The organism is Candidatus Pseudomonas phytovorans, assembly GCA_029202525.1.
GTDB lineage: Bacteria > Pseudomonadota > Gammaproteobacteria > Pseudomonadales > Pseudomonadaceae > Aquipseudomonas > Aquipseudomonas phytovorans.
The window spans coordinates 2,817,196-2,842,955 of sequence record CP119325.1 but is presented as its reverse complement, the minus strand read 5'-3'; the positions used below and the strand labels follow the sequence as shown (position 1 = coordinate 2,842,955).

The window sequence follows — 25,760 nt, the reverse complement described above, 5'->3', positions numbered from 1 at the left end:
GCCGCTGGCCAACCCTGAGCACTGACCCTGTCCCAACCGCATCGAGTAAAGCCATGTCTCCCACGATCGCCCCTGTGCAAACCAGCGCCCGCCACCCCGACGCCACCACCGTGGTGATCATCGGCGGCGGCATTATCGGCCTTACCGCCGCACTGAGCCTCGCCGAACGCAACATACCGGTGGTGGTGCTGGAAAAGGGGCGCATCGCTGGCGAGCAGTCGTCGCGCAACCTGGGCTGGGTACGCAAGACCAACCGCCACGCCCACGACATCCCCCTGGCGCTGGCAGCTGACAGGCTGTGGGCCGAGATGCCCGCCCGCGTGGGCAGCGACGTCGGCTATCGCCAGGCCGGCATCATGTTCATCGGCCGCAACGACACCCAGATGGGCATGCACGAAGGCTGGCTGAAAAGCGTCGAGGCGCTGGGCCTGGATTCGCGCCTGCTGAGCTCGCGCGAAATCGCCAACATGGTCCCAGGTGGTCGAGCGGATTGGGCAGGCGGCATCTTCACCCCTTCGGACGCCCGCGCCGAACCCACCCTGGCCGCCAGCGCCATCGCCCGGGCGGCAATTGCCAAAGGCGCGGTGGTGGTGGAGAACTGCGCAGTGCGTACCTTGGTCACCGCAGCTGGCCGGGTCAGCGGGGTGGTCACCGAGCAAGGCGAAATCCGCTGCGACCAGGTATTGCTGGCCGGTGGCCTGTGGTCGCGCAAGTTCCTTGGCAACCTGGGCATCAACCTGCCGACCTTGCCGCTGACCTGTTCCGTGCTGCGCACAGAACCCATGGACGGGCCAACCGACATCGCCGTTGGCGCACCGGACTTTTCCTTCCGCAAGCACAAGGATGGCGGCTACATCATCACCCAGCGCGGCGCGCTGGATGCCTTCCTCACCCTCGACCACCTGCTGTTGGGCAAGCGTTACCTGCCCCAGCTGCGTGCCCAGCGGGATTTTTTACGCATCAGCTTTGGCAGGTATTTCTTCAAGGACCTGGCCCTGGCCCGACGCTGGAAGGCCACGGATGTAACCCCCTTCGAGCAGGTACGGGTACAAGACCCGCACGCCAACCCGGCACTCAACGACGAAGCCATGCGCAACCTCAAGGCGGCCTGGCCGGTGTTCGAACAGGCACGCATCGCCAGCGCCTGGGCCGGCACGATTGACGTCACCCCCGACTCCAACCCAGTCATCGGCCCTGTGGCCAGTATCCCGGGCCTGACCCTGGCCACCGGCTTTTCCGGGCATGGCTTCGGCACCTCGCCTGCTGCCGGCCAGCTGGCGGCAGACCTGGTTTCCCAGGCTACCCCGCTGATCGACCCTGCGCCTTACCGCTTCGAGCGATTCGCCTGACCCCTGCGGAACCTGGAGTGCGCAAACGCTTGCCGGCTAGCGGAACTGGTACTCCAGCCCCGCCCCCGCGTACCACGAGCGCCCGGGCGCTGCCTCGTAATAGCGCCCGTTGCTGTCGCCGACAATAACGGACCCTACATACTGCCGGTCAAACAGGTTGTCCAACCGTACCATCTGGTGGAACGTCCAAGGGCCGACATGCTGCTCGAACCGGGTCCGCCAGTTGAATATCGCATAGGCAGGTGCAGCCTTGGCGTTGTTGCTGTCGTCTACATAGACCTTGCTGCGGTACTGCCCTTCAACCCCCATGCTGATGGACGAGACAGGCTTCCAGACCAGCTCGCCATACAGGTTGTCGAGCGGCACACCTGGCAGCCGGTTGCCACTTTCGATGGTCTGGCTGACGTCATCGGCGTAGCGGGCATCGGTGCGGGTATACACCAGGCTCGCCTGCCACTGCTCGCTCAGGTCGCTCTGCAGGCTCGCCTCAAAGCCACGCCTCACAGTGCGCCCTGCGTTGCGATAGCTGGTGCGGCCATCGGTTGCGCTAGCCACGACGATTTCGTCATCGGTATGAATTTCATACACCGCCGCGTTCAAACGTGTGCGTTCGCCAAGCCGGTACTTCACACCCATCTCGTACTGCATGCTGGTGGCTGGCTTGAGGCCGAAGTTGAAGCTTTCGGCCAGGCCCGGCGCATAGGCCATCTCGGCTTGCGTAGGGGTTTCAAAGCCTTTGCCGACGCTCACGTAGCCACGCAGGTCCGGCGTGAACGCGTACATCACCGACAGCGACGGAGTGGCTTGCTGGTACTTCTTCGAGCCGCTTGAGTCACCGTTGGCAAGGTAATGGTCGTTTACACGCATTTCCATGGTGCTGTAGCGCAGCCCCAGCTCGCTGGTCCAGTTGCCGATTTCCCAATGCGCCTGGAGGTACGGATCCAGGCTGGTGGCGGTGTCTTTCTCGTCACGGCGCAACTCGCCTTTCACGCCCAGTTGGTCGCCACTGAAGTTCTGGTAGCCGCGGCGGTCGTCCTTGCTCTGGTCGTAATCGGCGCCGACGGTGAAGGTGAAATCACCAGGCACGTCGGCAACCGGTTGTATCCAGCGCAGAGTGCCGCCGTGGAATTCACGGTCGAAGGCGACAACCCCGCCGCCACGCTGGCTGTTGGAGGCCACCGTTCTGGGGATGGACAAGTACTGCACCACGCTGCGCCGCCCCGCGTACAGGTTGAACTGCAGCGTGGCATCACCAAAGTAGCGCTCGTAGTTCATGCCCAGTTGCTGGTGGTCGATGCTTTTGCGGGTGTTGTAGGTTTCGGCCACTGCCGCTGTGGAACGCGGGTCATGCTTGTAGGCATCCCAGGTTTGCCCCAGCGGATCCTGCGTGTTGTTCTGCTCCAGGCTGCTGTAGATCAGCGCCATGCGCGAGTCGTCGTCGGGCTTGAAATTGACCTTGGCGAAGGTCTGGTCACGGCGTGCGGCACTGTGGTCGCGGTAGCCATCGGTATCCAGCCGCGAGGCATCCAGCACGAAACCGGCGGTGTCGTTACCGCCCTCTGCCGACAGGTGATTCTTGTTGAAACCGTCGCTGCCGAACGTGGTTTCGGCACCCACGCGTGCGGGCCCCTGCCCGTCCCGGGTGAACATCTGGATCACACCACCGGCGTTGCTGCCGTACAGTGTTGCTGCCGGGCCGCGCAGTACTTCGATACGGTCGGCCACGTCCAGGTTCAGCGTGGCTGCCTGCCCTTGCCCATCGGGCGTACTGGCCGGTATGCCGTCACTCAGCAGCTTGATGCCGCGCACGCCGAAGGCCGAGCGTGCGCCGTAGCCGCGTGAGGAAATCTGCAAGTCCTGGGCATAGTTCTGGCGGTTCTGCACCACCAGCCCAGGTACCTTGCTCAGCACCTCTGACAGGTTGACGCCAAGCTGGCCATCAGTGCCGTGGGACAGGTCAACGGTATCCACCGAAAACGGCAGGTCGAATGTGCTGGTGGGCGCATAGGCGCCGGTGACCACCAGAGGCTGCATGAGCACTGTGGTAGCACTATCGGCCGCGGCAAGGCATGGGGCGCTGACGCCCAATGCAAGTAGCACCAGCTGCCCGCAACGGGCGGGCTGGCGAAAAACACGTGAAGACATTCGAAATTTCCATAAATCCGGCAGCCATCAAGGCCGATTCGCGGCCCAAACGGGTTGATTGGCATCAGGCCAAAGGCCCTAGATTCTATTGACGTAGCAGTGGCCCTGTGTGCTGACCACCGACACCCGTTTCTCGATCGCCCTGCCTTGGTAATCCAGGGCAATACGCACGATCTGCAACAACGGCGCCCCCACTTCAACGCCCAGCGCTTGCGCCTGACTGGCGTCGGCACTGATGGCAAAGATGCGCTCATCAGCATGCGCAACGGTGGCGCCGAAGCGCTGCTGGTACAGGCGATACAGCGTGTTGGGCAACACTTCGGGCTGCCTGTCCAGGCCAATGAAACGCTCGGCGCACAGGAGGATGTCCTCGTAGATGGCCGGTTTGCCCTCCAGCTCGCGGGTGCGCGAAATGTGGATCACCTTGGCACCCGGCTGCAGGCCCAACGCCTGCGCCTCTTGGGCACTGGCCTTGCGAACCTTGCGCCCCAGCACGATCGACACCGGCAGGCAGCGCTCACCGTCGGGGCGGCAGATGTTGAAAAAGCGGAACAAGGCATGGTCGCCATCATGGGTGGCGACCGAAGTCCCCTTGCCCTGCTGACGCACCACCACGTTCTCGGCCACCAGCTCGTTGAGCGCCTTGCGCAAAGTGCCGACGCTGACCTGATACGTGGTCGCCAGCGCCGCCTCGCTGGGGATGAACGTGCCGGGCGACCATTCACCTGAATGGATGCGCTCCATCAGCAAGTCTTTGATCTGCATGTACAGCGGCTGAAAGCTCGGGGCCTTTTGCGGGTTCTGCAGGGCGTCGGTCATGGTCATCTGTCGTCGGCAGTTCGTAGGCCGCAAGTATACCCCAAACACAAAAAAAGCAGAGCGCCTTGACTATCCTATAACCTATGTCCTATACATGACTTACGGCATATGAATGACCGTCACAGGAGAACAACAATGAGCATTGATTTTGTCGTCCACGATGCCGACGACGCCGTCGGCGTCGTAGTAGTCGAAGGCGTGCAGGCGGGCCAGAAGTTGACAGGCTGGGTCATGGACCAGGACCAGACCCTGGAATTCGTGGTGCGTGACGCCATCCCGATCGGCCACAAGCTGGCCATCCGTGACCTGCAGGAAGGCGATACGGTGATCAAGTACGGCGTCGACATCGGCCGGGTGATCAAGCCCATCCGCGAAGGCGAGCATCTGCACGTCCACAACGTCAAAACCAAGAGGTGGTAAGCATGCAACTCAACGGACGCACTTTCCTGGGCTACCGCCGCGACAATGGCCGTGTGGGCATTCGCAACCATGTGATCATCCTGCCGGTGGACGACATCTCCAATGCGGCCGCCGAAGCGGTGGCCAACAACATCAAGGGCACCCTCGGGCTGCCCCACCCTTATGGCCGCCTGCAGTTCGGCGAGGACCTGGACTTGCACTTCCGCACCCTGATCGGTACCGGCTGCAACCCCAACGTGGCTGCGGTGGTGGTGATCGGTATCGAGCCCGGCTGGACCCGTCGCGTGGTCGACGGCATCCGCGCCAGCGGCAAGCCGGCGGAAGGCTTCTGGATCGAACAGAACGGCGACCACAACACCATCTGCGCCGCTTCACGCAAAGCGCGCGAATTCGTGCAGTACGCCACCGAGCTGCGCCGCGAGGAGTGCGCTATCAGCGAACTGTGGGTCTCGACCAAGTGCGGCGAGTCCGACACCACCTCCGGCTGCGGCGCCAACCCCACCGTGGGCAACGCCTTCGACAAGCTGTACGCACAGGGCTGCACGCTGGTGTTCGGTGAAACCTCCGAGCTGACGGGCGGCGAACACCTGGTCGCCGAGCGCTGCAGCACCCCGGCAGTACGCGAGCGGTTCCAGTTCATGTTCGACCGCTACAGCGCCATGATCGACCGCTGGAAAACCAGCGACCTGTCCGAGTCGCAGCCGACCAAGGGCAACATCGAAGGCGGCCTGACCACCATCGAGGAAAAGGCCCTGGGCAATATCCAGAAAATCGGCCGCAAATGCCGGGTGGATGGTGTGCTGGACAAGGCCGAGGCGCCGACCGGGCCTGGCTTGTGGTTCATGGACTCGTCGTCTGCGGCGGCAGAAATGGTCACCCTGTGCGCAGCGTCCGGTTATGTGGCGCACTTCTTCCCCACCGGCCAGGGCAACGTCATCGGCAACCCGATATTGCCGGTGATCAAGATCTGCGCCAACCCGCGAACCTTCCGCACCATGGGTGAACACATCGATGTCGATGTATCCGGCCTGCTGCGCCGCGAAATCAACATGGACGATGCCGGCGACCGCTTGCTCGACATGCTGATGCGTACCGCCAACGGTCGCTACACTGCCGCAGAAGCCTTGGGGCACCGTGAGTTCGTGCTGACCCGGTTGTTCGAAAGCGCCTGACCTGCCGCGCCGTTGCCTGCATCCTCAGGCAACGGCGCTTGCTCCTGCCTGCGTTCAAGAAGTACGTCTCACAACAACCATAAATGGAGACCTTCATGAAACCGCTCTGCCCCGCTGCCCTGCCCCCTCCGGTGTTTCTCCCCAAGCCCACGCAGCCACGACGACCGTAGTGAGCGCCCGCGTGCCGCGTACACAACCCGAATCTGCTGCACTGCCCTGATCAGCCAGATTGGCGCGGGGTATCCGCTCATGGAGAAACAACCGTGAAAATCCTCAAGAACCTGTATGTCCAGGTGGTGATCGGCCTGATCGCCGGCATTGCCCTCGGCTACTGCTGGCCCTCGCTGGGGGTCGAGATGAAGCCGCTGGGCGATACGTTCATCCGCCTGATCAAGATGCTCATCACCCTGGTGATTTTCTGCACCGTGGCCATTGGCATCGCACGCATGGAAAGCCTCAAGGAACTGGGCAAGGTCGGCTTCAAGACCTTCCTGTACTTCGAGGTGGTGACGACCCTGGCGCTGTTGCTGGGCATGATCATCGCCAACCTGGTACAGCCCGGCGCCGGCATGAACATCGACCCGGCCAGCCTGGACAGCGGCGCCATGTCGCAATACCTGGACCAGGTGCACGCGCAGGAGTCCTCCAGCCTGCTGACCCAACTGATCCCCAACTCGGTGGTCGGCGCCTTCGCCAGCGGTAACCTGCTGCAGGTGCTGCTGTTCTCGGTGCTGTTCGGTGTGGCGTTGTCCGGCATGTCCAGGCGCAGCCGGCTGGCTGCGAAGGTGATCGAACAGTTTGGCGAAACCCTGCTGCGCATCGTCGGCATGATCATGTGGCTGGCCCCCATCGGTGCGTTCGGCGCCATGGCCTTCACCATTGGCAAGTACGGTATCGGGGCGTTGCAGCAGATGGGCTTGCTGATCGTCTGCCTGTACGTCACCAGCCTGCTGTTCATCGGTATTGTGCTGGGCTCGATCAGCTTTGCCTGCGGGATCAACATCTGGTCGCTGATCAAGTACCTGCGCGAAGAGCTGCTGATCGTGCTGGGCACCTCCACCACCGAGTCGGTCCTGCCACGGCTGATGCAGAAACTGGAACGGCTGGGCTGCGACAAATCGGTGATCGGCCTGGTATTGCCCACCGGCTACTCGTTCAACCTCGACGGCGCCGCCATCTACCTGACCATGGCCTCGCTGTTCTTGGCTCAGGCGCTGAACATCGACTTGTCATGGGGCCAGCAACTGAGCTTGCTGGTGATCCTGCTGATCACCTCCAAGGGCGGCGCAGGGGTAGCCGGTGCGGCGCTGATCGTGCTGACCGCCACGCTGGCCAGCCACGACATCATCCCAGTGGCAGCGATTACGCTGATTCTGGGCATCGACCGCATTCTCAATGAAGTACGGGCGTTGACCAACATGATGGGCAACGTGGTCGGCACACTGGCGATTGCCCGCTGGGAGGGCAAGCTCGACCTGGCCAAGGCTCGCGCCGAACTGGCTGCCCCTGGCCGCTTGCCTGCGCTTGATCCGGCACCGCTGAACCTGTCGCAGAAAAAACCCTGAATCCGCTGCAAGGAGCCAACCCATGACGGTACAAATCAGCGTTCGGCAGGCACACGACCTTGCCATGCAGGCACTGCGCAGCGCCGGCATGCCGGAAAGCCCCGCGCAAAGTTGCGCCCATGCCCTGGTGCAGGCCGAACGCGAAGGCCTGCCCTCCCATGGTCTGTCGCGTTTGCCGTTCTATCTGGAGCAGATGGCCACCGGCAAGGTTGACGCCAAGGCCGAGCCCAGCGTGGTGCTCGAAGGTGCAGTTGTGCGGGTGGACGCCTGCCACGGCCTGGCCTTTGCGGCCATCGACGCTGGCCTGGGCCCGGCGATGGCCACGGCCCGCCGCCTCGGCATTGCGGCGCTGGCCATCGGCCGCTCGCATCACTTCGGTGTGGCCGGGCAACCGGTGGAAAGGGCCGCGCGCGAGGGCCTGCTGGCACTGGCACTTAGCAATGCGCCAGCAGCAATGGCCCCCTGGGGTGGACGAACGCCGCTGTTTGGCACTAATCCCATTGCCTTCGCCTCGCCGCGCCAGCATGCAGAACCGGTTGTCATCGACCTGTCGCTGTCGAAGGTTGCGCGCGGCAAGGTGATGCTGGCCAGGCAAGCGGGCACACCGATTCCGGCCGGCTGGGCGATCGACAGCAGCGGCAATGACACGACCGATCCGCAGGCGGCACTGGCCGGCAGCATGGTGCCCATGGGCGATGCCAAGGGCGCCGCGCTGGCAATGATGGTGGAACTGCTGACGGCGGGCCTGACCGGCAGCCATTTCGGTTTCCAGGCCAGTTCGTTCTTCGATGCGCAGGGGGATGCACCGGGTGTGGCGCACTTGCTGTTGCTGATTGACCCGCAGCGCTTTGGCCCCGGTTACCTGAGCCATGTCGAAGCGCTGTTCACCGCCATGCTGGCGCAACCGGGCGTGCGCTTGCCAGGGCAGCGGCGGATACATGAACGGCAAGAACACAGTGATTTCATCGAGGTGCCGCAGGCGTTGCTGGACCGGCTGAAAAGCTGCGTTTGAACTTAGATCCCGGGGGCGCTTTGCGCCCCAGGATTCCGACCAACCACGCTATCCATGACATCACCCTGGCCAGAGACAGCTTCAATTCTCAGCAGGCAGCTTATGCGCCAGCGCTACACATTTGCGGGCCAGGATCATCGTCGGGTCCACAAGGGCGACAGCCCTGCCATTGAGGTCGTAGGCATCACAGTGACTGAGCAACAGGGGTAGCTCCGTACATCCCAAAATAAGGACCTGCGCGCCTACTTCCGACAAGTGCTCGGCAGCAATCAGCAACTCATCCCGGCACAGCCCGTCAGTGAACCCTGCCTTGACGCCGCGCTCGCCGTAGATAGCCTCCATGACCAGCTTTTGGTAATCCGGCGCCGGCACGATCAGCTCAAGCCCTGCGCGGCTGGCTGCCTGGTGATACACCTGGCTGGCGACGGTTCCTGAAGTAGCCAGCAAACCAATCGTTTTATCGGAACCGTAGGTTTGCTTTATCCAGTCGATCGTCTCCGTGAGCATGTTGACGATCGGCACGCGCAGGTGCTCCTGGATACGCTCGACAAACGCATGCGCGGTATTACACGGGATTGCAATTGCGTTGGCACCCGCGCTCTCCAGGCGCTTGCAGGTCGCGTACATGGCCATTGTGGGGTCCGCCTCAGCGTGCAGCAGATTGGCCGTACGATCCGGTATTTGCGGATTCTGCTCCACCACCATCTTGATATGGTCCTGGTCACGACCTGCCGGCGTGCTGGCAACCACCTTGCCCATGAAATCAACCGTCGCTGCAGGGCCAACGCCCCCCACGATACCCAGCTTGAATGGCAGGGCACGTGGCGCACCCGAACCCAGTGTTGCATAGGTGGCATAGAGGTCGTTGATATCGAGCGCAGTGATGCCCCGGCGCTGCAAGTCTGCACACACCAGTGAGAGCTCGGTCATGCCAGGCACGATAAGCGCCGCGCCTTGCGCCTGTACTGACAGGCAGGCCTGGTAGACCGACTCCAGCGGCACCCCGTCCAGATACCCGTCCTTGATGCCATTGCCCCCGTACATGGCCTGCATCAGGCCGACCTGTGCCTGCGCGTCGGGATACACAACTGCGTACTCGCCGCCCAACGCACGCTCAAAGAGCCCGGAATGGCGCACGTAATCCGAAGCAAGCACACCCAGCGTGCTGCCCGGCACGGCGATCTGGCGAATGTGCCGTACCAGGCTTTCCATCATGTCCAGTACAGGAATGCCCAGTTCTTCCTGAATCTCTGCACGAAAGGTCTGGCTGGCAAAACACGGCAGCATGATTGCATCTACACCGCTCGCTTCAAACGACCTGCACACCTCGAATGCGTAGAACTTTCGCGATGTCATGCTTGCGTCAGCGTCCAAAGGCAGCTGTACGCCCTTGAAGGGATGCTGTTCAAGCAGGAAATGAAATCGCCCCTGGTCCGCCAGCACGGCCCGCGATTTCACCAGCTTGTAGAACAGGTCGCCGCCCGCGAGTGATCCAAGCCCACCAACAATCCCGATCTTGTATGCGTGGGGTAGCTCCCCTGCTGCCTTCTTCGACTTCATCAGCAAATTCCTTAAACAAGCGATACAGGGCGGTCGAGGGTGGGCGCTTGAGCGACTATCTCATTGGCCTCTTCTGGCTCGGACTGTGGCTCGGACTTGGCAACTACCGCCGTGGCGATGCTGTTGCCAACGACATTGGTAGCCGTACGGGCCATGTCGAGGAACTGATCGATGCCGATGATCAGTAGCAGGCCAGCCTCTGGCAGGTTGAACATCGGCAAGGTCGCAGCGACCACTACCACCGAAGCACGCGCAACACCTGCCATGCCCTTGCTGGTGATCATCAACGTCAAGAGGATCAACACCTGCTGGGTAAAACTGAGATCGATGTTGTAGGCCTGGGCGATGAACATGATGGCGAATGCCTGGTACATCATCGAACCATCGAGGTTGAACGAGTAGCCCAATGGCAAGACGAAGCTGGACACTCGTTTGGGCGCGCCGAATTTTTCCAGCGCCTCCATTGTTTTCGGGTAGGCCGCCTCGCTGCTGGCGGTAGAGAACGCCAACAGGACCGGCTCGCGAATCAGTTTGCCAAGCGTGATGACCGACTTACCCAGAAACAGGTAGCCCACACCGAACAACACCGCCCACAGAAGCAGAATACCCAGGTAGAACTCGACAATCAGCTTACCGTAGTCAACCAACAAACCGAGGCCTTGGGTGGTGACGGCCGAGGCGATGGCCGCGAATACCCCGATGGGTGCAAAAGCCATCACATAGTCAGTGATGCGGAACATGACTTTCGACAATTCATCGATGCAGTCAACAATCTTTGTGTAGCCAGCACGGTTGACACCAGCCAGGGCGAATCCGAAGAACAATGAGAAGACCACGATCTGAAGTATTTCATTATTCGCCATCGCCTCTGCAATACTGCGCGGGAACACATGACTTATAAATACTTTCAGGCTGAAGTCACCCGTATTCACCGGAATTGCAGCGGCACCCGCATGCGGTGCGACTTGCATGTTTATACCCGCACCTGGCTCGAACAGGTTCACCAGCGCCATCCCGATGGCCAATGAAATGGCCGAAGCACAGACAAACCAGGCCATGGCACGGAAACCGATGCGACCGACCGAGCGCGAATTGCCCATGCTGGCAATCCCGCCCACCAGCGTGGCGAACACCAGCGGCGCAATAATCATTTTAATCAGGCGCAGAAAGATGTCCGTCACCATGCTGAAGTACGCAGCCATTTCCTTCGCGGCTTGCTCGCTGCCTGCGAAATGATGACATGCCCAACCGACCAATACGCCCAAGGCAATACCCATGGCGATGCGGCGCGGAAGCTTATTATTTTTCACGACAGTTTCCTCAAGTGATGTTCTATTTTTTCTACTTGGCAGGATTGAAATAGGGACAGGCACACCCACTTACCGAGTGGGTGTTGGGCAAGTTTATCGCCAGGCGAAAAGCAAGTTGATGAGTAATAGGGCTGACCCTATGCGTTTTCGGAATAGTTTTTCGTCATTGCTATCAGCGTTCGCGCGAACACGCTTACACTGTGCGCCTGGTGAAGGAGATTCGCGATGCAGATCAAGTGGCTGGACGACCTCCTGGCGATCGCCGAGTGGAAGAATTTCTCGCGCGCCGCCGAGGTGCGGTGCGTGACGCAGTCCGCGCTGTCCAGGCGAATTCGCTCTCTTGAAGAATGGGTGGGTGTCGAGCTGGTTGACCGTGCTACGTACCCGGTACAGCTCACCCCCGCTGGCCAGACCTTTTGCGATGAATCTCGCCAGGCACTCGCCGCACTGATGGCCTTACGGGCCAACCTTCGGGACGTCAAGCGCATGCCGGGGCGGTCTATCCAGATCACCGCAGCCCACAGCCTGTCCATGACCTTCCTGCCTAAATGGCTCAGCCAGTTCCAGCAGCACAACGAGCGCTTCAATGCCCGGGTTGTGGCAGCCAATATCAATGACGCCGTTATCGCCCTCGAAGAAGGCAGCTGTGACCTGATGATTGTCTACCATCACCCGCTGACACCCATCTCGCTGGACCCTGAACGCTTCGCCAGCCTGGCCTTGGGGCATGACGCGTTTATCCCCGTGTGCGCCCCCAATGCGCATGGCAAGCCGCTGTTCGCGCTTGCTGCAAACAACAAACCCATTCCACACCTGGCTTACACAGCCACCACATTCCTTGGCAAAGTCGCAGACGTGGTCATTCGCAACGCCCCTGAGCGTGCACCGCTGGAACGGTGCTATGAGGCAGATATGGCGATGCTGCTGGTGCGCATGGCGGTAGAGGGCTACGGGGTAGCCTGGCTGCCTTACAGCGCTGTGCAGGATGAACTGGAAAGAGGGTTGCTGGTGCAAGCCGGTGGCGCCGAATGGAGCACTCGGCTGGAAATCCGCTCGTACTGCTCGCTGTTGAACCAGAACCCCACCATGAGAAGCCTGTGGAATACCCTGGACAACGCTGCACACGCATCCGCCCAGGCTTGAGCACAGTTTTCACCTGACAAGCAGTTGCGATTTTACCTACAGTGAAATACTGTATGCGCATACAGCAAAAACAAGGAAATGCCTGTGCCCAGCACCGCCTCCGCCACTCCGAGCAGCTATGAACAGTTGGGTGTACGCATCCAGAAGATCATCAACGGGCCCACCGCTCAGCGCAGCCGTGCGGCGCTGATTTTCCGGCTGGAACAGGAAAGCCCCGAAGACTGGGAAAGCTTGCTGGAGGAAATCGCCGAAAACGACAACGTCACCGTCGCCCACCGCGACGATGGCGGTGTGCAGATTTTCTGGACTGTGCCCAAGGAAGACTGATCGCGTATGAGCGTTTCGTTTTTGGCGGCTGCCTGCCTGTCAACGCGTTTGTCGGGCCGGTCAACCTCAAGCCGTGCGGCTGAGCATCAGGCCAGCGCTTGCAAGTAGGCGCTGGCTTCCCGATAACGGACCAGCCGCGCCAGGTCAGCGGGGCCTGGGCAAGCAATGCGTGAAAGGTCACTGTTGTCGGCCAGGTCGGCCAACTTCACGGTGCGTGCCAACGGGTCATCGCCCAGGCGCACCACAAAGTCCTGGTAAGGCTCGCCCTCACGGCGGCTGAGCGCCAGCAAGGCGGCAAGAATTTTTAGCGCAAACCCCTCACGCGCCAGGTCGGACAGCGTCATCGGGGTGTCCTCGATCACATCGTGAAGCACAGCGACAATCCGTTGCTCGGGTGTGGACACCCGCATCATCACGCGGAGCGGGTGGAGAATGTACGCCACCCCACCCTTGTCGAATTGCCCTTCATGCGCCCTGGCGGCCACGGCAATGGCCCGCTCCAGTGTAGACATGAGGCCCCTCCCCGTTCGGCATCTTCCTCCCAAGCATAGCCAAACTTGTGTGAACAATGTCTAACACACGCCTGACAAAGCTTGCGCTACCCCTGCAGGAGAGGGTTTAGCGGGTTGCCCCGTGCTGGATGACCACCGAGTCGGTGCCCAGCTTGGCCATCACGTCGTCCTTGCGCGCCTGCGCTTCTTCACGGGTAGGGAACGGGCCCATCAGCACCACCGGCTTGCCGTTGCGGTATTCCACCGAAGACGGGATGCCCTTTTCGATCAGCCGTGCGGTCATGTCGCTCAGCGCGCCCATGTTGGCACCCTGGATCACTTCCACATCCCAGCCCTCGGGTGCCGGCTGGCCAGCCAGTGCATCGGCACGGCGCTGCAGGTCGGCGCCGCCGCACACCTCGCGGATGCGCAGGTTGTTGCCGCTGTCGTCGACGATGATGTCGTACTGGCCGTCGCGCTTGATCGCCACGTAGCTGCGGTAGGCTTCGTACTGCCCGGCATCGTCCTTGCCGCGGACCTGGCCGCAGATGGTGCCCTGGGTGTCGATCCGCACGTTGCCGAACTTGGCGGTCTTGGGGTTGTGCAGGTGTTCGGCCACCTGTTTGTGCACGCCTTCGACCTCGTTCTCACAGCCCGCCAGGGCGAGCACTGCCATTACCACAGCCAGTTTGCGCACGCGTGTACCTCCAGATTCGAAGGCGCGGATTCTAGCACGCCGGGGTATGCCCCGAACCGCGACCAAACGTTACACGCTGCTTCACGCGCACATGAAAAAAGGGCGATCATTTCTGATCGCCCTTTTTCGATTTGGTAGGCACAATTGGACTCGAACCAACGACCCCCACCATGTCAAGGTGGTGCTCTAACCAACTGAGCTATGTGCCTGTCGTGTGGTGCGCATATTAGTGATCCGATGCGTACCTGTAAAGCTTTTTTTTGAGAAAAATCAAAAACTTTCGGATGTAAGCCCTGTGTGCCCATGGCGCGGTTTGCGGCGCCCATGGAAAGGGACAATGAAAAAAGGGGTGACCCTTTCGGATCACCCCTTCTTCGATTTGGTAGGCACAATTGGACTCGAACCAACGACCCCCACCATGTCAAGGTGGTGCTCTAACCAACTGAGCTATGTGCCTGTCGTGTGGTGCGCATTCTACGCATTACAAAAACCCTGTCAACACTTTTTTTCGAGCTAACCTACTGAATCTTAAACTCTTTATATAGAGGCTGGCTGGCGGTTAGCCGTAAAGGATTTTCACCAGACGACTAGCGGGTGTTTATTATTATTGATAGCATCGGTACATTCGTTAAAAATATAAAACACGAGGTTCCCGCAGCATGGCTAACACCCCCTACCCCCAGTCCTACTACGCCGCCTCGGCCAACCCGGTGCCGCCACGTCCGGCGCTGCAGGGTGAGGTGGAAACCGATGTGTGCATCATCGGCGCCGGCTACACCGGCCTGTCCAGCGCCCTGTTCCTGCTGGAAAACGGCTTCAAGGTGAGCATCGTCGAAGCGGCCAAGGTCGGTTTCGGCGCGTCGGGCCGCAACGGCGGCCAGATCGTCAACAGCTACAGCCGCGACATCGACGTGATCGAACGCACCGTCGGCCCCCAGCAGGCGCAACTGCTGGGCCACATGGCCTTCGAAGGCGGCCGCATCATTCGTGAGCGCGTGGCCAAATACAACATCCAGTGCGACCTGAAAGACGGTGGCGTATTCGCTGCCATCACCAGCAAGCAGATGGGCCACCTGGAGTCGCAAAAGCGCCTGTGGGAACGCTATGGCCATAATCAGCTGGAGCTGATGGACCAGAAGCGCATACGCGAAGTGGTCGCGTGCGACAGCTACATTGGCGGCATGCTCGACATGAGTGGCGGCCACATTCACCCGCTGAACCTGGCCCTGGGCGAAGCGGCTGCGGTCGAGTCGCTGGGTGGCATCATTTATGAACAAACCCCGGCGGTACGCATCGAGCGCGGTGCCAACCCGGTCGTGCATACCCCACGAGGGAAGATCCGCGCCAAGTTCATCATCGTTGCCGGCAACGCCTACCTGGGCAACCTGGTGCCGGAACTGGCCTCCAAGTCCATGCCTTGCGGCACCCAGGTGATCACCACCGAGCCTTTGGGCGAAGAACTGGCACGCACCCTGCTGCCGCAGGATTACTGCGTCGAGGACTGCAACTACCTGCTCGACTACTACCGCCTGACCAGCGACAAGCGCCTGATCTTCGGCGGCGGCGTGGTGTACGGCGCGCGTGACCCGGCCAACATCGAGGCGATCATCCGTCCGAAGATGATCAAAGCCTTCCCGCAACTGAAGAATGTGAAGATCGACTACGCCTGGACCGGCAACTTCCTGCTGACCCTGTCGCGTCTGCCGCAGGTTGGCCGTATCGGCGACAACATCTACTATTCCCAGGGGTGCTCGGGCCACGGCGTGACCTACACCCACCTGGCGGGCAAAGTGCTGGCCGAGGCCCTGCGCGGCCAGGCTGAGCGTTTCGACGCCTTCGCCGGCCTGCCGCACTACCCGTTCCCGGGTGGCCAGATGCTGCGCGTACCGTTCAGCGCCCTCGGCGCCTGGTACTACAGCCTGCGCGATCGCCTGGGCTTCTGATGTAAACAGGCCTGACCTCTTCGCGGGCACGCCCGCTCCCACAGAATTTGTGCAGGTTGCACGGTTTTCTGTGGGAGCGGGCGTGCCCGCGAAAGGGCCAGTACAGGCAATATTATTTATTCAGGCTATTTACAGCCTGCTTCGCTGCTATCTCCTGCCCCGCCCGCGCCAACTCATCCGCTGCCTTCAACCAGCGCTGGCGATCCACCTGGGCCGGCAGTTGCCGCGGTGGCTGCACCAGTACCGCCCAACTCCCCTGCTTCGCCCACGCCGACGCAAAGTCATCAAATGCCATGACCTGCCGTCGATGCATGCCCGCGCGCAGCAGCACACGCTGCTTGTAGCGGTCGTAGCCGATCAGCACCGCATAACGCGGCTCACCCCACCAGGCCGAACCGTCCTCGTAACGCAGCAGCACCGGGTTGCCCGCCGCCACCTGGGCCAGCAGCGCGTCCAGTTGTTTGTCCAGCGGGTACACCACCATGCCATAGTCCCGCGCAACGCGAGGAATGCCGGTGTCCAGCGCTTCGGCGCCCTCGGGCAGGTTCAACGGTTTGTCCAGCAGCCCCGGAGTGATGGGCGCGCCCTGTTGCGAAAGCACCGCTGCCAGCGCCATGGCCCCGCTGTGGTTGGCGTTGCCACGGTAGAACGGCACGCTACTGATTTCGACCCGCTGCGGCAGGCCCTTGAGGTTGGCAGGCGGCGTGCCGGCACAACCGGCAAGGCTTGCTGCAACCAGGCAGGCAGCCAGCAGCCGACGGGGGGCGGTTTTGAAGGAATGTTGCTGCATGGACACTCGCTTGCTTCAACGCCAGGCAGGCAGCGCCCGGCTCTGGCCACCGATCATAGGTCTCACAGCGGCGCGGGTATAGTCCGACGGCGGCTTGGAGCGAATCGGACTCAGAGATAGACCTTTGTTCGATGGAACGTCACAGGCAAAAGGCTAGACTAAAGCAGTGTCTGGAAGGCAAGCGCTGACCAATCAAGCGTAGGCCGTAGAGATGGAGGCACAGATGAGCCTGACCATGGCAATTCTCTTGCTAGTAGGCATGTGGCTAAGCGTTGCGGCCGCCATGCTGTGGGGTGTAATGCGAATTGTGCGGCGTCATGCCCACCACCACCTGCCACCGCAGGCCGCTGCCAAGCCGCACCCTGTGCGCAGGGCACGGCGGCCAGCCGGGGCGCACTAAGGCTTCAGAACCCGCGAACGGGGCGCAATGCGCCCCGTCTGTTTACAGCTTACATCAGCCTTCAGCCGCCTCACGCTTCACCCGTGCCCGACGGGTCAGGATGTTGAGGATCTCGATCACCGTCGAGAACGCCATGGCCGCATACACATACCCTTTCGGCACATGAGCGCCAAAGCCTTCGGCGATCAGCGTCATGCCGATCATGATCAGGAAGCCCAAAGCCAGCATGACCACCGTCGGGTTGTCATTGATGAAGTTGGCCAGCGGGTCGGCGGCCACCATCATGACGATTACTGCGGCGATCACGGCGATGATCATGATCGGCAAGTGCTCGGTCATGCCCACTGCGGTGATGATGCTGTCGACCGAGAAGACGATGTCCAGCAGCAGGATCTGGAAGATTGCCGCCGCAAAGCCCAGGGTAACGGTAGAACCGACTTTGGCTTCTTCCTTGGCACCGTGCGGGTCGACGCTTTCGTGGATTTCCTTGGTCGCCTTCCACAGCAGGAACAGGCCACCGGCGATCAGGATCACATCCTTCCAGGAGAAGGCGTTTCCGAACACTTCGAACACCGGGTCGGTCAGCTGTACGATCCAGGCCACCGTGCTGAGCAAGGCCAGGCGCATCACCAACGCCATGCTGATACCGATACGGCGTGCCTTGGAGCGGTACTCCACAGGCAGTTTGTTGGTCAGGATGGAGATGAAGATCAGGTTGTCGATGCCCAGCACAACTTCCATGGCCACCAATGTAGCCAAGGCAACCCAGGCGGTAGGGCTAGCGGCGAGTTCCAGCAAGTATTCCATTGTTCAAATCCTGCAGCGGCGGTTTAGGGTCAGATTTCCTGAGTGTCTTTTTTCTTGTCGGCATCCTCAGGCTTTTGCCCTTCACTGCCGATGGCTTCGTTCAATGCCTGCTGGGCGGCCTTGTTGGTGTCGTCGATGGCCTGCTTGGCCGACTGCGCGGCCTGATCGAGCATCTGCTGGGCGGACTTCTCGGCCTGGTCGCAGCCTGCCAGGGTAAACAGGGCCAACGCCAGCACCAATGGGGTACCGATGGATTTGAGTTGCAGCATGGTGTCCTCGCTTGAAATATCCCGTCGGCGCATGGCGCCTGATGCGGTGCATTCTAGAGACGCCGATAGTTCAGGAAAATTCGTATTTTCATGGCGTATACTTCGGTTTTTACGAATCGGGACGACCGACGGTGCTCAACTATCGCCAGCTTCATTACTTCTGGGCCGTGGCCAAGACTGGCAGCATCACCCGCGCCAGCGAACAACTGAACCTCACACCGCAGACCATCAGCGGGCAGATTAGCCTGTTCGAGCAAACCTACGCCCTGGAACTGTTCCAGCGCGCCGGCCGGCAGTTGGAGCTGACCGAGACCGGCCGCCAGGCGCTGGTGTATGCAGAGCAGATGTTCCAGATCGGCGGCGAACTGGAAGCCATGCTCCGCGCCGGCCCGCAGGAGCAGATCCTGTTCCGCGTGGGGGTGGCCGACGTGGTGCCCAAATCCATCGTCTACCGCCTGCTGGCACCGACCATGGAGCTGGACGAAGTGCTGCGCATAAATTGCCGCGAAGACAAGCTTGAGCGGTTGCTGGCCGACCTGGCCATCCAGCGCCTGGACCTGGTGATTTCCGACAGCCCGATGCCCGGCAACCTGGACATCAAGGGCTATAGCCAGAAGCTGGGTGAATGCGGCCTGAGCTTCTTCGCCACGCCGGCGCTGGCACAACGCCTGGACGGCCCCTTCCCCGCCTGCCTGCAGGATGCTCCACTGCTGGTGCCTGGCCAGGAAACGGTGGTGCGCAGCCGCCTGCTGCGGTGGCTGGGTGAGCAACAGGTGCAGCCACGCATCGTCGGCGAGTTCGATGACAGCGCCCTGATGCAGGCGTTCGGCCAGTCGGGCAGCGGCATTTTCGTCGCCCCCAGCGTGATCGCCGAAGAAGTGTGCCGCCAGTATGGCGTGACGCTGATCGGCCAGACCGAGGCCGTGCACGAATCGTTCTATGCCATTTCGGTAGAGCGCAAGGTCAAGCACCCGGGGATCGTGGCGATTACCGAAGGCGCGCGGCGGGAGTTGTTTCATTGGTGATTGTGGTGGCTTCTTCGCGGGTGAACCCGCTCCCACAGCTACTCCGCAGGTTTTGAAACCCATGCAGTACCGTGGGAGCGGGTTTACCCGCGAAGAGGCCGGAACAGCCTTACAAGTGCCTTATGGTAAAGTCTCGCCCTTTCCAGATTCCGAGATACCGCAGCACATGACCCCTGTCTTCCGCCTCCTCAACCGCACCAGCCTGGTGACGCAGATCGTCATTGGCCTGCTCGCCGGCATTGCCCTCGCCCTGCTCGCCCCCGCCATCGCCCGTGACCTGGCCTTCCTCGGCAAGGTGTTCGTCAGTGCCCTCAAGGCAGTCGCGCCCGTGCTGGTGTTCGTGCTGGTCATGGCCTCTATCGCCAACCACCGGCACGGCCAGGAAACCCATATTCGCCCGATCCTGTGGCTGTACCTGCTGGGCACCTTCGCCGCAGCGGTTGTGGCCGTGGGCGCCAGCATGCTGTTCCCGTCCACACTGGTGCTGAGCACTGACGAGGCAACGTTGAGCGCGCCAGGCGGCATCACCGAGGTGATGCAGAACCTGCTGCTGAGTGCGGTCGACAACCCGGTCAATGCCCTGCTCAATGCCAACTTCATCGGCGTACTGACCTGGGCCATCGGCCTGGGCGTAGCCCTGCGCCATGCGGGCGAGACTACCCGCACTGTGGTCGACGATCTGTCCAATGGCGTGACATTGATCGTGCGTGTGGTCATCCGTTTCGCCCCACTGGGCATCTTTGGCCTGGTCAGCTCCACCCTGGCCCAGTCGGGCTTGCAGGCCCTGCTCGGCTACCTGCACCTGCTGGCAGTGCTGATCGGCTGCATGCTGTTCGTGGCGCTGGTGATGAACCCGCTGATCGTGTTCTGGAAAACCCGCCGCAACCCCTACCCGCTGACCCTGCTGTGCCTTCGCGAAAGCGGCATCACAGCGTTCTTCACCCGTAGTTCGGCGGCCAATATCCCGGTCAACCTGGCGCTGTCGGAGCGCCTTGGCCTGCATGAAGACACCTACTCGGTGTCGATCCCGCTGGGCGCAACCATCAACATGGCCGGGGCGGCCATCACCATTACCGTGCTCACGCTGGCCGCAGTGCATACCCTGGGTATCCCGGTGGACCTGCCGACGGCCGTGCTGCTCAGCGTGGTGGCGGCAGTGTGCGCCTGCGGCGCCTCGGGTGTGGCCGGGGGTTCGCTGCTGCTGATTCCGCTGGCGTGCAGCCTGTTTGGCATCCCCAGTGAAATTGCCATGCAGGTGGTGGCGGTGGGCTTCATCATCGGTGTGCTGCAGGATTCGGCCGAGACAGCGCTGAATTCGTCGACCGATGTACTGTTCACTGCGGCAGCATGCCAGGCTGAAGAGCGGCGTAACGCTTGAGGGCCAAGGGGCCGCTTTGCGGCCCATCGCCGGCAAGCCAGCTCCCACAAGGATCACACCGACCTGTCGGCTTGCGCAGTACCTGTGGAAGCTGGCTTGCCGGCGATGATGCCAGTGATTGCTTAAGCCAGGCGCATTACCTAGGCTAGTGGCCTTTCCCCAGTAATGAGACAGGGCCATGTCAGAACACGAAACCGCAGATGAAGGCCGCTTCAACAGCGTTGAGATCCGCATTCTCGGTTCGCTGATCGAAAAGCAGGCCACCAGCCCGGAAAGCTACCCGTTGACCCTCAATGCCCTGGTCCTGGCCTGCAACCAGAAGACCAGCCGCGAGCCGGTGATGAACCTTACCCAAGGCCAGGTTGGCCAGGCCTTGCGCGCCCTTGAGGGGCAGGACATGACCCGCCTGCAGATGGGCAGCCGTGCCGACCGCTGGGAGCAACGGGTAGACAAGGCACTGGAGCTGGTGCCAGCGCAGCTGATATTGATGGGCCTGATGTTCCTGCGGGGCCCGCAAACCCTCAACGAACTGCTGAGCCGCAGCAACCGCCTGCACGACTTCGACGACACCGACCAGATCCAGCATCAGCTCGAACGCCTGATTTCGCGCAACCTGGCCCTGCACCTGCCACGCCAGGCCGGCCAGCGTGAGGACCGTTACACCCACGCCTTGGGCGACCCGGCTGAAATCGAGGTAATCCTCGCTGCACGCCAGCAAGAAGGTGGCGCGCGCAGCAGTGGCGGCAGCATCTCGGAAGACCGCATCGAAGCCCTCGAAGCCCGCATTGCGGCGCTGGAGGCGCGCCTGGCCGAGCTGGAAGGCTGAGCCGTCACGGCTCGCGGTCGGGGAAGTTGCGGCAGCTTTTGCGTTCGGCCAGCTCCCGGTCACTGGGGCGCTGGTCGACGAACACAGTGCGGCCGTCGGCGTAGATTTCCAGGTAGCCCCAGTGCAGGTCCTGCTCTTTCTGCCCGGGCTTTGGGGGAACTAGCCACCAGGGTTCGCGGCTGATCAGGGTCATGGGTGTGATTCCTGAGGGGATCTGCAGTAATCATAGACACCCTCAGGTTCATCTCTGTCAGTTCTGACGCATTCGCGGGCTTGCCCGCTCCCACCAGGATCTTCGCAGTCAACAAGACCTGTGCAGTACCTGTGGGAGCGGGCAAGCCCGCGAATAGGCCGGTACAGGCTTACGCCGGTGCCGAAGTCCGGATCAGGTGGTCAAAGGCTGCCAGCGAAGCCTTGGCCCCCTCACCCACCGCAATCACGATCTGCTTGTACGGCACGGTCGTCACGTCACCGGCAGCAAACACACCCGGGATGCTGGTCTGGCCCTTGGCATCGACGATGATCTCGCCACGCGGCGACAGCTCGACAGTGCCCTTCAGCCAATCGGTGTTCGGCAGCAAGCCGATCTGCACAAAGATACCTTCCAACGCCACGTCGTGCTGCTGGTCGGTGGTACGGTCCTTGTAGCGCAGGCCGCTCACTTTCTCACCATTGCCCAACACTTCGGTGGTCAGCGCGCTGGTGATCACTTTCACGTTCGGCAGGCTGTGCAACTTGCGCTGCAATACCGCATCGGCGCGCAGCTGGCTGTCGAACTCGATCAGCGTCACCTGGGCGACAATACCGGCCAGGTCGATGGCGGCCTCCACGCCCGAGTTGCCACCGCCGATCACTGCCACGCGCTTGCCTTTGAACAGCGGGCCGTCACAGTGCGGGCAGTAGGCGACGCCACGGCCGCGGTATTCCTGCTCGCCCGGCACGTTCATTTCGCGCCAGCGGGCACCCGTGGCCAGGATCACGGCCTTGGCCTTGAGCGAAGCGCCGCCGGCCAGGCGTACTTTATGCAGGCCGCCATCGGTGGCCGGGATCAGCGCTTCGCCGCGTTGCAGGTTCATGATGTCCACGTCGTATTGTTTGACGTGTTCTTCCAGTGCCGTGGCCAGCTTCGGCCCTTCGGTTTCCTGCACTGAGATGAAGTTTTCGATGGCCAGGGTATCGAGCACCTGGCCGCCGAAACGTTCAGCGGCAACACCGGTGCGGATGCCTTTACGTGCAGCGTAGATAGCCGCTGCAGCGCCGGCGGGGCCACCGCCGACGACCAGCACATCGAAAGCGTCCTTGGCGTTGATCTTCTCGGCCTGGCGAGCGCCGGCATTGGTGTCGATCTTGCCGAGGATTTCTTCCAGGCCCATGCGGCCCTGGCCGAACACTTCGCCGTTCAGGTAAACGCTTGGCACCGCCATGATCTTGCGCGCTTCCACTTCTTCCTGGAACAGCGCACCGTCAATGGCCACATGGCGCACATTGGGGTTGAGTACCGCCATCAGGTTCAGCGCCTGGACCACGTCCGGGCAGTTCTGGCACGACAGCGAGAAGTAGGTTTCGAAGGTGAACTCGCCTTCCAGCGCCTGAATCTGCTCGATCACTTCGGCACTGGCCTTGGACGGGTGGCCGCCGACTTGCAGCAGCGCCAGCACCAGCGAGGTAAATTCGTGGCCCATGGGTATGCCGGCGAAGCGCAGGCTTATATCGCTACCCGGGCGGTTCAGCGAGAACGATGGGCGACGGGCATCGGTACCGTCCGCGCTGAAGGTAATCAGGTTCGACAAGCCGGCAATTTCCGCCAGCAGGTCGTGCAATTCGCGGGACTTCGCGCCGTCGTCAAGGGAGGCAACGATCTCGATCGGCTGGGTGACCCGCTCCAGGTAGGTTTTCAGTTGCGATTTAAGCGTGGCGTCCAACATACGGGCGATTCCTTTTTCAAAACTCGGATACAAAAACGCCCAGGCGAGGTCGCCCGGGCGTTTGACGGGGCGGTAACAACTTCAGCTTTGGCGGCTGCTTACCGCCCGCGTTAAGCGCATGACCTTAGATCTTGCCTACGAGGTCGAGCGATGGCGCCAGAGTGGCTTCGCCTTCTTTCCACTTGGCTGGGCAAACTTCGCCCGGGTGAGCGGCAACGTACTGGGCAGCTTTCACCTTACGCAGCAGCTCGGAAGCATCGCGGCCTACACCACCGTCGTTCAGTTCGACGATCTTGATCTGGCCTTCCGGGTTGATCACGAAGGTACCGCGATCGGCCAGGCCGGCTTCTTCGATCAGCACGTCGAAGTTGCGCGAAATGACGTGGGTCGGGTCACCGATCAGCGGGTATTCGATCTTGCCGATGGTGTCCGAGGTGTCGTGCCAGGCTTTGTGGGTGAAGTGGGTGTCGGTGGACACGCCGTAGATTTCCACGCCCAGCTTCTGGAACTCGGCGTAGTTATCGGCAAGGTCACCCAGCTCGGTCGGGCAAACGAAGGTGAAGTCGGCCGGGTAGAAGAACACGACAGACCACTTGCCTTTCAGGTCGGCTTCGCTGACCTGAACGAACTCGCCTTTGTGGTAGGCGGTGGCGTTGAACGGTTTGACCTGGCTGTTGATGATTGGCATGAGAGACGCTCCTTCATGGGGTTGGAATCAGTTGATGGATAGAATCCTAACTAATCATTGCGCGGAAGGCTCATTGGCAAAGCTCATGCTTGCGATTGGTTTTGGCTATAACCGGGGTTTATTAATAGAAGGGAATGGGCTGAGCAAAGGATTGCGCAGCATTTACGGGCCTCATCGCCGGCAAGCCGGCTCCCACAGGTACAGCACAGGCCCGTAGACATGTGCAATACCTGTGGGAGCTGGCTTGCCGGCGATGAGGCCAGTGGCGTCAGCGGGTGACGGTGCGCATCGTCACGAATTCTTCGGCTGCCGTCGGGTGCACGCCAATGGTTTCGTCGAACTGCTGCTTGGTCGCCCCGGCCTTCAGGGCAACGCCCAGGCCCTGGATGATCTCGCCAGCGTCAGGGCCAACCATGTGGCAACCCAGTACCTTGTCGGTCTCGGCATCCACCACCAGCTTCATCAGGGTCTTTTCCTGAATGTCGGTGAGGGTCAGCTTCATGGCGCGGAAGCGGCTTTCGAACACCTGCACCTTGTGCCCCGCTTCCAGCGCCTGCTCCTCGGTCAGGCCCACAGTCCCGATAGGTGGCTGGCTGAACACCGCTGTCGGGATGTTCTGGTAGTCCACCGGGCGGTACTGCTCCGGCTTGAACAGGCGCCGCGCCACGGCCATGCCTTCGGCCAGGGCCACTGGGGTCAGTTGCACACGGCCGATCACATCGCCAATGGCCAGGATCGATGGCGCGGTCGTCTGGTACTGCTCATCGACACGAATGTAGCCGCGTGCGTCCAGCTCGACGCCGGTGTTTTCCAGGCCCAGGTTGTCCAGCATCGGCCGGCGCCCTGTGGCGTAGAAGACACAGTCCGCAACCAGCTCGCGGCCGTCCTTCAGGGTGGCTTTGAGGCTGCCATCTTCCAGCTTGTCGATACGCTGGATGTCGGCATTGAACTGCAGGTCGAGGCCGCGCTTTTCCAGTTCTTCCTTCAGGTGGGTGCGCACCGAGCCATCGAAGCCGCGCAGGAACAGATCGCCACGGTACAGCAGCGTGGTTTGCGCCCCCAGCCCCTGGAAAATACCGGCGAACTCGACGGCAATGTAACCACCGCCCACCACCAGCACCCGGCGTGGCAGGTCCTTGAGGTAAAAGGCTTCGTTGGAGGTGATGGCCAGTTCCTTGCCCGGGATGTCCGGGACCTGCGGCCAGCCACCGGTAGCGATGAGGATGTGCTCGGCGGTGTAGCGCTGGCCTTCCACCTCCACCTCATTGGCACCGGTCAGGCGCGCGTGGCCCTGCAGCAGGGTGACGCCGCTGTTGAGCAGCAGGTTGCGGTAGATGCCGTTGAGGCGCTCGATCTCGCGGTTCTTGTTGGCAATCAGGGTGCCCCAGTCGAAATGCCCTTCTTCCAGGGTCCAGCCGAAACCTGCGGCCTGTTCCAGTTCGTCCGCGACATGCGCGCCGTACACCAGCAGTTTTTTTGGCACGCAGCCGACGTTGACGCAGGTACCACCCAGGTAGCGGCTTTCGGCCACTGCCACTTTCGCACCAAAGCCCGCGGCAAAGCGCGCTGCGCGCACACCGCCGGACCCGGCACCAATCACGAACAGATCAAAATCGTAGGCCATGTATTCAGTCTCCTAGGCAGGCGCCCAGCATAACGCCGTTGGCTGGCGCACACAAAAAAGCCACCCCGAAGGGTG

The 25,760-nt window shown here is 61.6% G+C and carries 24 protein-coding genes and 2 tRNA genes; 11 read left to right on the top strand and 15 right to left on the bottom strand.

What is annotated here, in order from left to right:
• The first annotated feature begins 53 nt into the window (after window positions 1-53).
• Window positions 54-1,349 carry an FAD-binding oxidoreductase gene (locus P0Y58_12680; GenBank protein ID WEK32997.1) on the top strand — a complete coding sequence of 432 codons (1,296 nt, stop codon included), beginning with the start codon at window positions 54-56 and terminating at the stop codon, window positions 1,347-1,349.
• Between the two features lie 36 nt (window positions 1,350-1,385).
• Here P0Y58_12680 and P0Y58_12675 read toward each other — a convergent pair whose 3' ends face one another.
• Both P0Y58_12675 and P0Y58_12670 read right to left on the bottom strand, forming a co-directional pair.
• Window positions 1,386-3,383, bottom strand: a complete 1,998-nt coding sequence (locus P0Y58_12675; GenBank protein WEK33323.1) for a TonB-dependent receptor — start codon at window positions 3,381-3,383, stop codon at window positions 1,386-1,388.
• Between the two features lie 189 nt (window positions 3,384-3,572).
• On the bottom strand, window positions 3,573-4,313 hold the full coding sequence (locus P0Y58_12670; protein ID WEK32996.1) for a GntR family transcriptional regulator: 741 nt from the start codon (window positions 4,311-4,313) through the stop codon (window positions 3,573-3,575).
• A gap of 135 nt (window positions 4,314-4,448) precedes the next feature.
• On the opposite strand from P0Y58_12670, the gene P0Y58_12665 reads away from it, so the two are divergent.
• The 4 genes from P0Y58_12665 to P0Y58_12650 all read left to right on the top strand — a co-directional run bounded on the left by P0Y58_12665 (window position 4,449) and on the right by P0Y58_12650 (window position 8,482).
• Complete coding sequence (locus P0Y58_12665) at window positions 4,449-4,733, top strand: UxaA family hydrolase (protein ID WEK32995.1); 285 nt, start codon at window positions 4,449-4,451, stop codon at window positions 4,731-4,733.
• Window positions 4,734-4,735: 2 nt separating this feature from the next.
• Window positions 4,736-5,905, top strand: a complete 1,170-nt coding sequence (locus P0Y58_12660; protein WEK32994.1) for a UxaA family hydrolase — start codon at window positions 4,736-4,738, stop codon at window positions 5,903-5,905.
• A 263-nt stretch (window positions 5,906-6,168) separates the two neighbouring features.
• A complete protein-coding gene (gene dctA, locus P0Y58_12655; GenBank protein ID WEK32993.1) occupies window positions 6,169-7,470 on the top strand; it encodes a C4-dicarboxylate transporter DctA in 1,302 nt (433 codons plus the stop codon).
• A gap of 22 nt (window positions 7,471-7,492) precedes the next feature.
• Complete coding sequence (locus P0Y58_12650; GenBank protein WEK32992.1) at window positions 7,493-8,482, top strand: Ldh family oxidoreductase; 990 nt, start codon at window positions 7,493-7,495, stop codon at window positions 8,480-8,482.
• 81 nt (window positions 8,483-8,563) lie between these two features.
• Here the strand turns inward: P0Y58_12650 and P0Y58_12645 are convergent, their stop codons facing one another.
• Entirely contained in the window at window positions 8,564-10,042 is a 1,479-nt protein-coding gene (locus P0Y58_12645) for an amino acid racemase (GenBank protein ID WEK32991.1), read from the bottom strand.
• 11 nt (window positions 10,043-10,053) lie between these two features.
• Window positions 10,054-11,352, bottom strand: coding sequence for a dicarboxylate/amino acid:cation symporter (locus tag P0Y58_12640; protein ID WEK32990.1), 1,299 nt, complete (start codon window positions 11,350-11,352; stop codon window positions 10,054-10,056).
• A gap of 225 nt (window positions 11,353-11,577) precedes the next feature.
• Between P0Y58_12640 and P0Y58_12635 the strand changes: the two genes are divergently transcribed.
• Window positions 11,578-12,495 carry a LysR substrate-binding domain-containing protein gene (locus P0Y58_12635; protein ID WEK32989.1) on the top strand — a complete coding sequence of 306 codons (918 nt, stop codon included), beginning with the start codon at window positions 11,578-11,580 and terminating at the stop codon, window positions 12,493-12,495.
• Window positions 12,496-12,579: 84 nt separating this feature from the next.
• On the top strand, window positions 12,580-12,822 hold the full coding sequence (locus P0Y58_12630; GenBank protein WEK32988.1) for a DUF1654 domain-containing protein: 243 nt from the start codon (window positions 12,580-12,582) through the stop codon (window positions 12,820-12,822).
• 86 nt (window positions 12,823-12,908) lie between these two features.
• On the opposite strand, the gene P0Y58_12625 is transcribed toward P0Y58_12630, so the two are convergent.
• From P0Y58_12625 to P0Y58_12610, 4 genes are all read right to left on the bottom strand, one after another.
• Window positions 12,909-13,334, bottom strand: coding sequence for a GTP pyrophosphokinase (locus tag P0Y58_12625; protein WEK32987.1), 426 nt, complete (start codon window positions 13,332-13,334; stop codon window positions 12,909-12,911).
• Window positions 13,335-13,440: 106 nt separating this feature from the next.
• Window positions 13,441-14,010 carry an SPOR domain-containing protein gene (locus tag P0Y58_12620; GenBank protein WEK32986.1) on the bottom strand — a complete coding sequence of 190 codons (570 nt, stop codon included), beginning with the start codon at window positions 14,008-14,010 and terminating at the stop codon, window positions 13,441-13,443.
• A 132-nt stretch (window positions 14,011-14,142) separates the two neighbouring features.
• Window positions 14,143-14,219 (bottom strand) — tRNA-Val (locus tag P0Y58_12615).
• Between the two features lie 171 nt (window positions 14,220-14,390).
• Window positions 14,391-14,467: transfer RNA gene (locus P0Y58_12610), tRNA-Val, on the bottom strand.
• Between the two features lie 202 nt (window positions 14,468-14,669).
• Between P0Y58_12610 and P0Y58_12605 the strand changes: the two genes are divergently transcribed.
• Complete coding sequence (locus P0Y58_12605) at window positions 14,670-15,953, top strand: FAD-binding oxidoreductase (protein ID WEK32985.1); 1,284 nt, start codon at window positions 14,670-14,672, stop codon at window positions 15,951-15,953.
• A 112-nt stretch (window positions 15,954-16,065) separates the two neighbouring features.
• Here the strand turns inward: P0Y58_12605 and P0Y58_12600 are convergent, their stop codons facing one another.
• The 3 genes from P0Y58_12600 to P0Y58_12590 form a co-directional block, all read right to left on the bottom strand.
• Window positions 16,066-16,743 (bottom strand): peptidase C39 family protein, encoded by a 678-nt coding sequence (locus tag P0Y58_12600; GenBank protein WEK32984.1) that lies wholly within the window; start codon window positions 16,741-16,743, stop codon window positions 16,066-16,068.
• Window positions 16,744-17,197: 454 nt separating this feature from the next.
• The gene (locus P0Y58_12595) at window positions 17,198-17,950 is read right to left on the bottom strand and encodes a TerC family protein (protein ID WEK32983.1); all 753 of its coding nucleotides are present in this window, start codon (window positions 17,948-17,950) and stop codon (window positions 17,198-17,200) included.
• Window positions 17,951-17,979: 29 nt separating this feature from the next.
• Window positions 17,980-18,219: a hypothetical protein gene (locus P0Y58_12590; protein WEK32982.1), complete on the bottom strand. Its 240-nt coding sequence runs from the start codon at window positions 18,217-18,219 to the stop codon at window positions 17,980-17,982.
• A 131-nt stretch (window positions 18,220-18,350) separates the two neighbouring features.
• Between P0Y58_12590 and nhaR the strand changes: the two genes are divergently transcribed.
• The 3 genes from nhaR (at window position 18,351) to P0Y58_12575 (ending at window position 21,448) form a co-directional block, all read left to right on the top strand.
• Window positions 18,351-19,244: a transcriptional activator NhaR gene (gene nhaR, locus P0Y58_12585; protein ID WEK32981.1), complete on the top strand. Its 894-nt coding sequence runs from the start codon at window positions 18,351-18,353 to the stop codon at window positions 19,242-19,244.
• Between the two features lie 166 nt (window positions 19,245-19,410).
• Complete coding sequence (gene sstT, locus P0Y58_12580) at window positions 19,411-20,622, top strand: serine/threonine transporter SstT (GenBank protein ID WEK32980.1); 1,212 nt, start codon at window positions 19,411-19,413, stop codon at window positions 20,620-20,622.
• A gap of 178 nt (window positions 20,623-20,800) precedes the next feature.
• Complete coding sequence (locus P0Y58_12575; GenBank protein ID WEK32979.1) at window positions 20,801-21,448, top strand: DUF480 domain-containing protein; 648 nt, start codon at window positions 20,801-20,803, stop codon at window positions 21,446-21,448.
• A gap of 4 nt (window positions 21,449-21,452) precedes the next feature.
• On the opposite strand, the gene P0Y58_12570 is transcribed toward P0Y58_12575, so the two are convergent.
• The 4 genes from P0Y58_12570 to gorA form a co-directional block, all read right to left on the bottom strand.
• On the bottom strand, window positions 21,453-21,641 hold the full coding sequence (locus P0Y58_12570) for a hypothetical protein (protein ID WEK32978.1): 189 nt from the start codon (window positions 21,639-21,641) through the stop codon (window positions 21,453-21,455).
• A gap of 169 nt (window positions 21,642-21,810) precedes the next feature.
• Window positions 21,811-23,373 carry an alkyl hydroperoxide reductase subunit F gene (gene ahpF / locus P0Y58_12565; GenBank protein ID WEK32977.1) on the bottom strand — a complete coding sequence of 521 codons (1,563 nt, stop codon included), beginning with the start codon at window positions 23,371-23,373 and terminating at the stop codon, window positions 21,811-21,813.
• A gap of 124 nt (window positions 23,374-23,497) precedes the next feature.
• Window positions 23,498-24,061 carry an alkyl hydroperoxide reductase subunit C gene (gene ahpC / locus P0Y58_12560; GenBank protein ID WEK32976.1) on the bottom strand — a complete coding sequence of 188 codons (564 nt, stop codon included), beginning with the start codon at window positions 24,059-24,061 and terminating at the stop codon, window positions 23,498-23,500.
• Between the two features lie 268 nt (window positions 24,062-24,329).
• On the bottom strand, window positions 24,330-25,685 hold the full coding sequence (gorA, locus tag P0Y58_12555) for a glutathione-disulfide reductase (GenBank protein ID WEK32975.1): 1,356 nt from the start codon (window positions 25,683-25,685) through the stop codon (window positions 24,330-24,332).
• Between the last annotated feature and the right edge of the window lie 75 nt (window positions 25,686-25,760).

Bases quoted from the DNA above. Each gene is read 5' to 3' on its own strand.
- P0Y58_12595 (WEK32983.1), bottom strand. From the start codon at position 17,950: ATGGAATACTTGCTGGAACTCGCCGCTAGCCCTACCGCCTGGGTTGCC.
- P0Y58_12600 (WEK32984.1), bottom strand. From the start codon at position 16,743: ATGCAGCAACATTCCTTCAAAACCGCCCCCCGTCGGCTGCTGGCTGCC.
- P0Y58_12680 (WEK32997.1), top strand. From the start codon at position 54: ATGTCTCCCACGATCGCCCCTGTGCAAACCAGCGCCCGCCACCCCGAC.
- P0Y58_12570 (WEK32978.1), bottom strand. From the start codon at position 21,641: ATGACCCTGATCAGCCGCGAACCCTGGTGGCTAGTTCCCCCAAAGCCC.
- ahpC (WEK32976.1), bottom strand. From the start codon at position 24,061: ATGCCAATCATCAACAGCCAGGTCAAACCGTTCAACGCCACCGCCTAC.
- P0Y58_12605 (WEK32985.1), top strand. From the start codon at position 14,670: ATGGCTAACACCCCCTACCCCCAGTCCTACTACGCCGCCTCGGCCAAC.
- P0Y58_12645 (WEK32991.1), bottom strand. From the start codon at position 10,042: ATGAAGTCGAAGAAGGCAGCAGGGGAGCTACCCCACGCATACAAGATC.
- P0Y58_12665 (WEK32995.1), top strand. From the start codon at position 4,449: ATGAGCATTGATTTTGTCGTCCACGATGCCGACGACGCCGTCGGCGTC.
- ahpF (WEK32977.1), bottom strand. From the start codon at position 23,373: ATGTTGGACGCCACGCTTAAATCGCAACTGAAAACCTACCTGGAGCGG.
- P0Y58_12670 (WEK32996.1), bottom strand. From the start codon at position 4,313: ATGACCGACGCCCTGCAGAACCCGCAAAAGGCCCCGAGCTTTCAGCCG.
- P0Y58_12625 (WEK32987.1), bottom strand. From the start codon at position 13,334: ATGTCTACACTGGAGCGGGCCATTGCCGTGGCCGCCAGGGCGCATGAA.
- P0Y58_12635 (WEK32989.1), top strand. From the start codon at position 11,578: ATGCAGATCAAGTGGCTGGACGACCTCCTGGCGATCGCCGAGTGGAAG.
- P0Y58_12575 (WEK32979.1), top strand. From the start codon at position 20,801: ATGTCAGAACACGAAACCGCAGATGAAGGCCGCTTCAACAGCGTTGAG.
- P0Y58_12660 (WEK32994.1), top strand. From the start codon at position 4,736: ATGCAACTCAACGGACGCACTTTCCTGGGCTACCGCCGCGACAATGGC.
- gorA (WEK32975.1), bottom strand. From the start codon at position 25,685: ATGGCCTACGATTTTGATCTGTTCGTGATTGGTGCCGGGTCCGGCGGT.
- P0Y58_12675 (WEK33323.1), bottom strand. From the start codon at position 3,383: ATGCAGCCTCTGGTGGTCACCGGCGCCTATGCGCCCACCAGCACATTC.
- P0Y58_12650 (WEK32992.1), top strand. From the start codon at position 7,493: ATGACGGTACAAATCAGCGTTCGGCAGGCACACGACCTTGCCATGCAG.
- P0Y58_12590 (WEK32982.1), bottom strand. From the start codon at position 18,219: ATGCTGCAACTCAAATCCATCGGTACCCCATTGGTGCTGGCGTTGGCC.
- sstT (WEK32980.1), top strand. From the start codon at position 19,411: ATGACCCCTGTCTTCCGCCTCCTCAACCGCACCAGCCTGGTGACGCAG.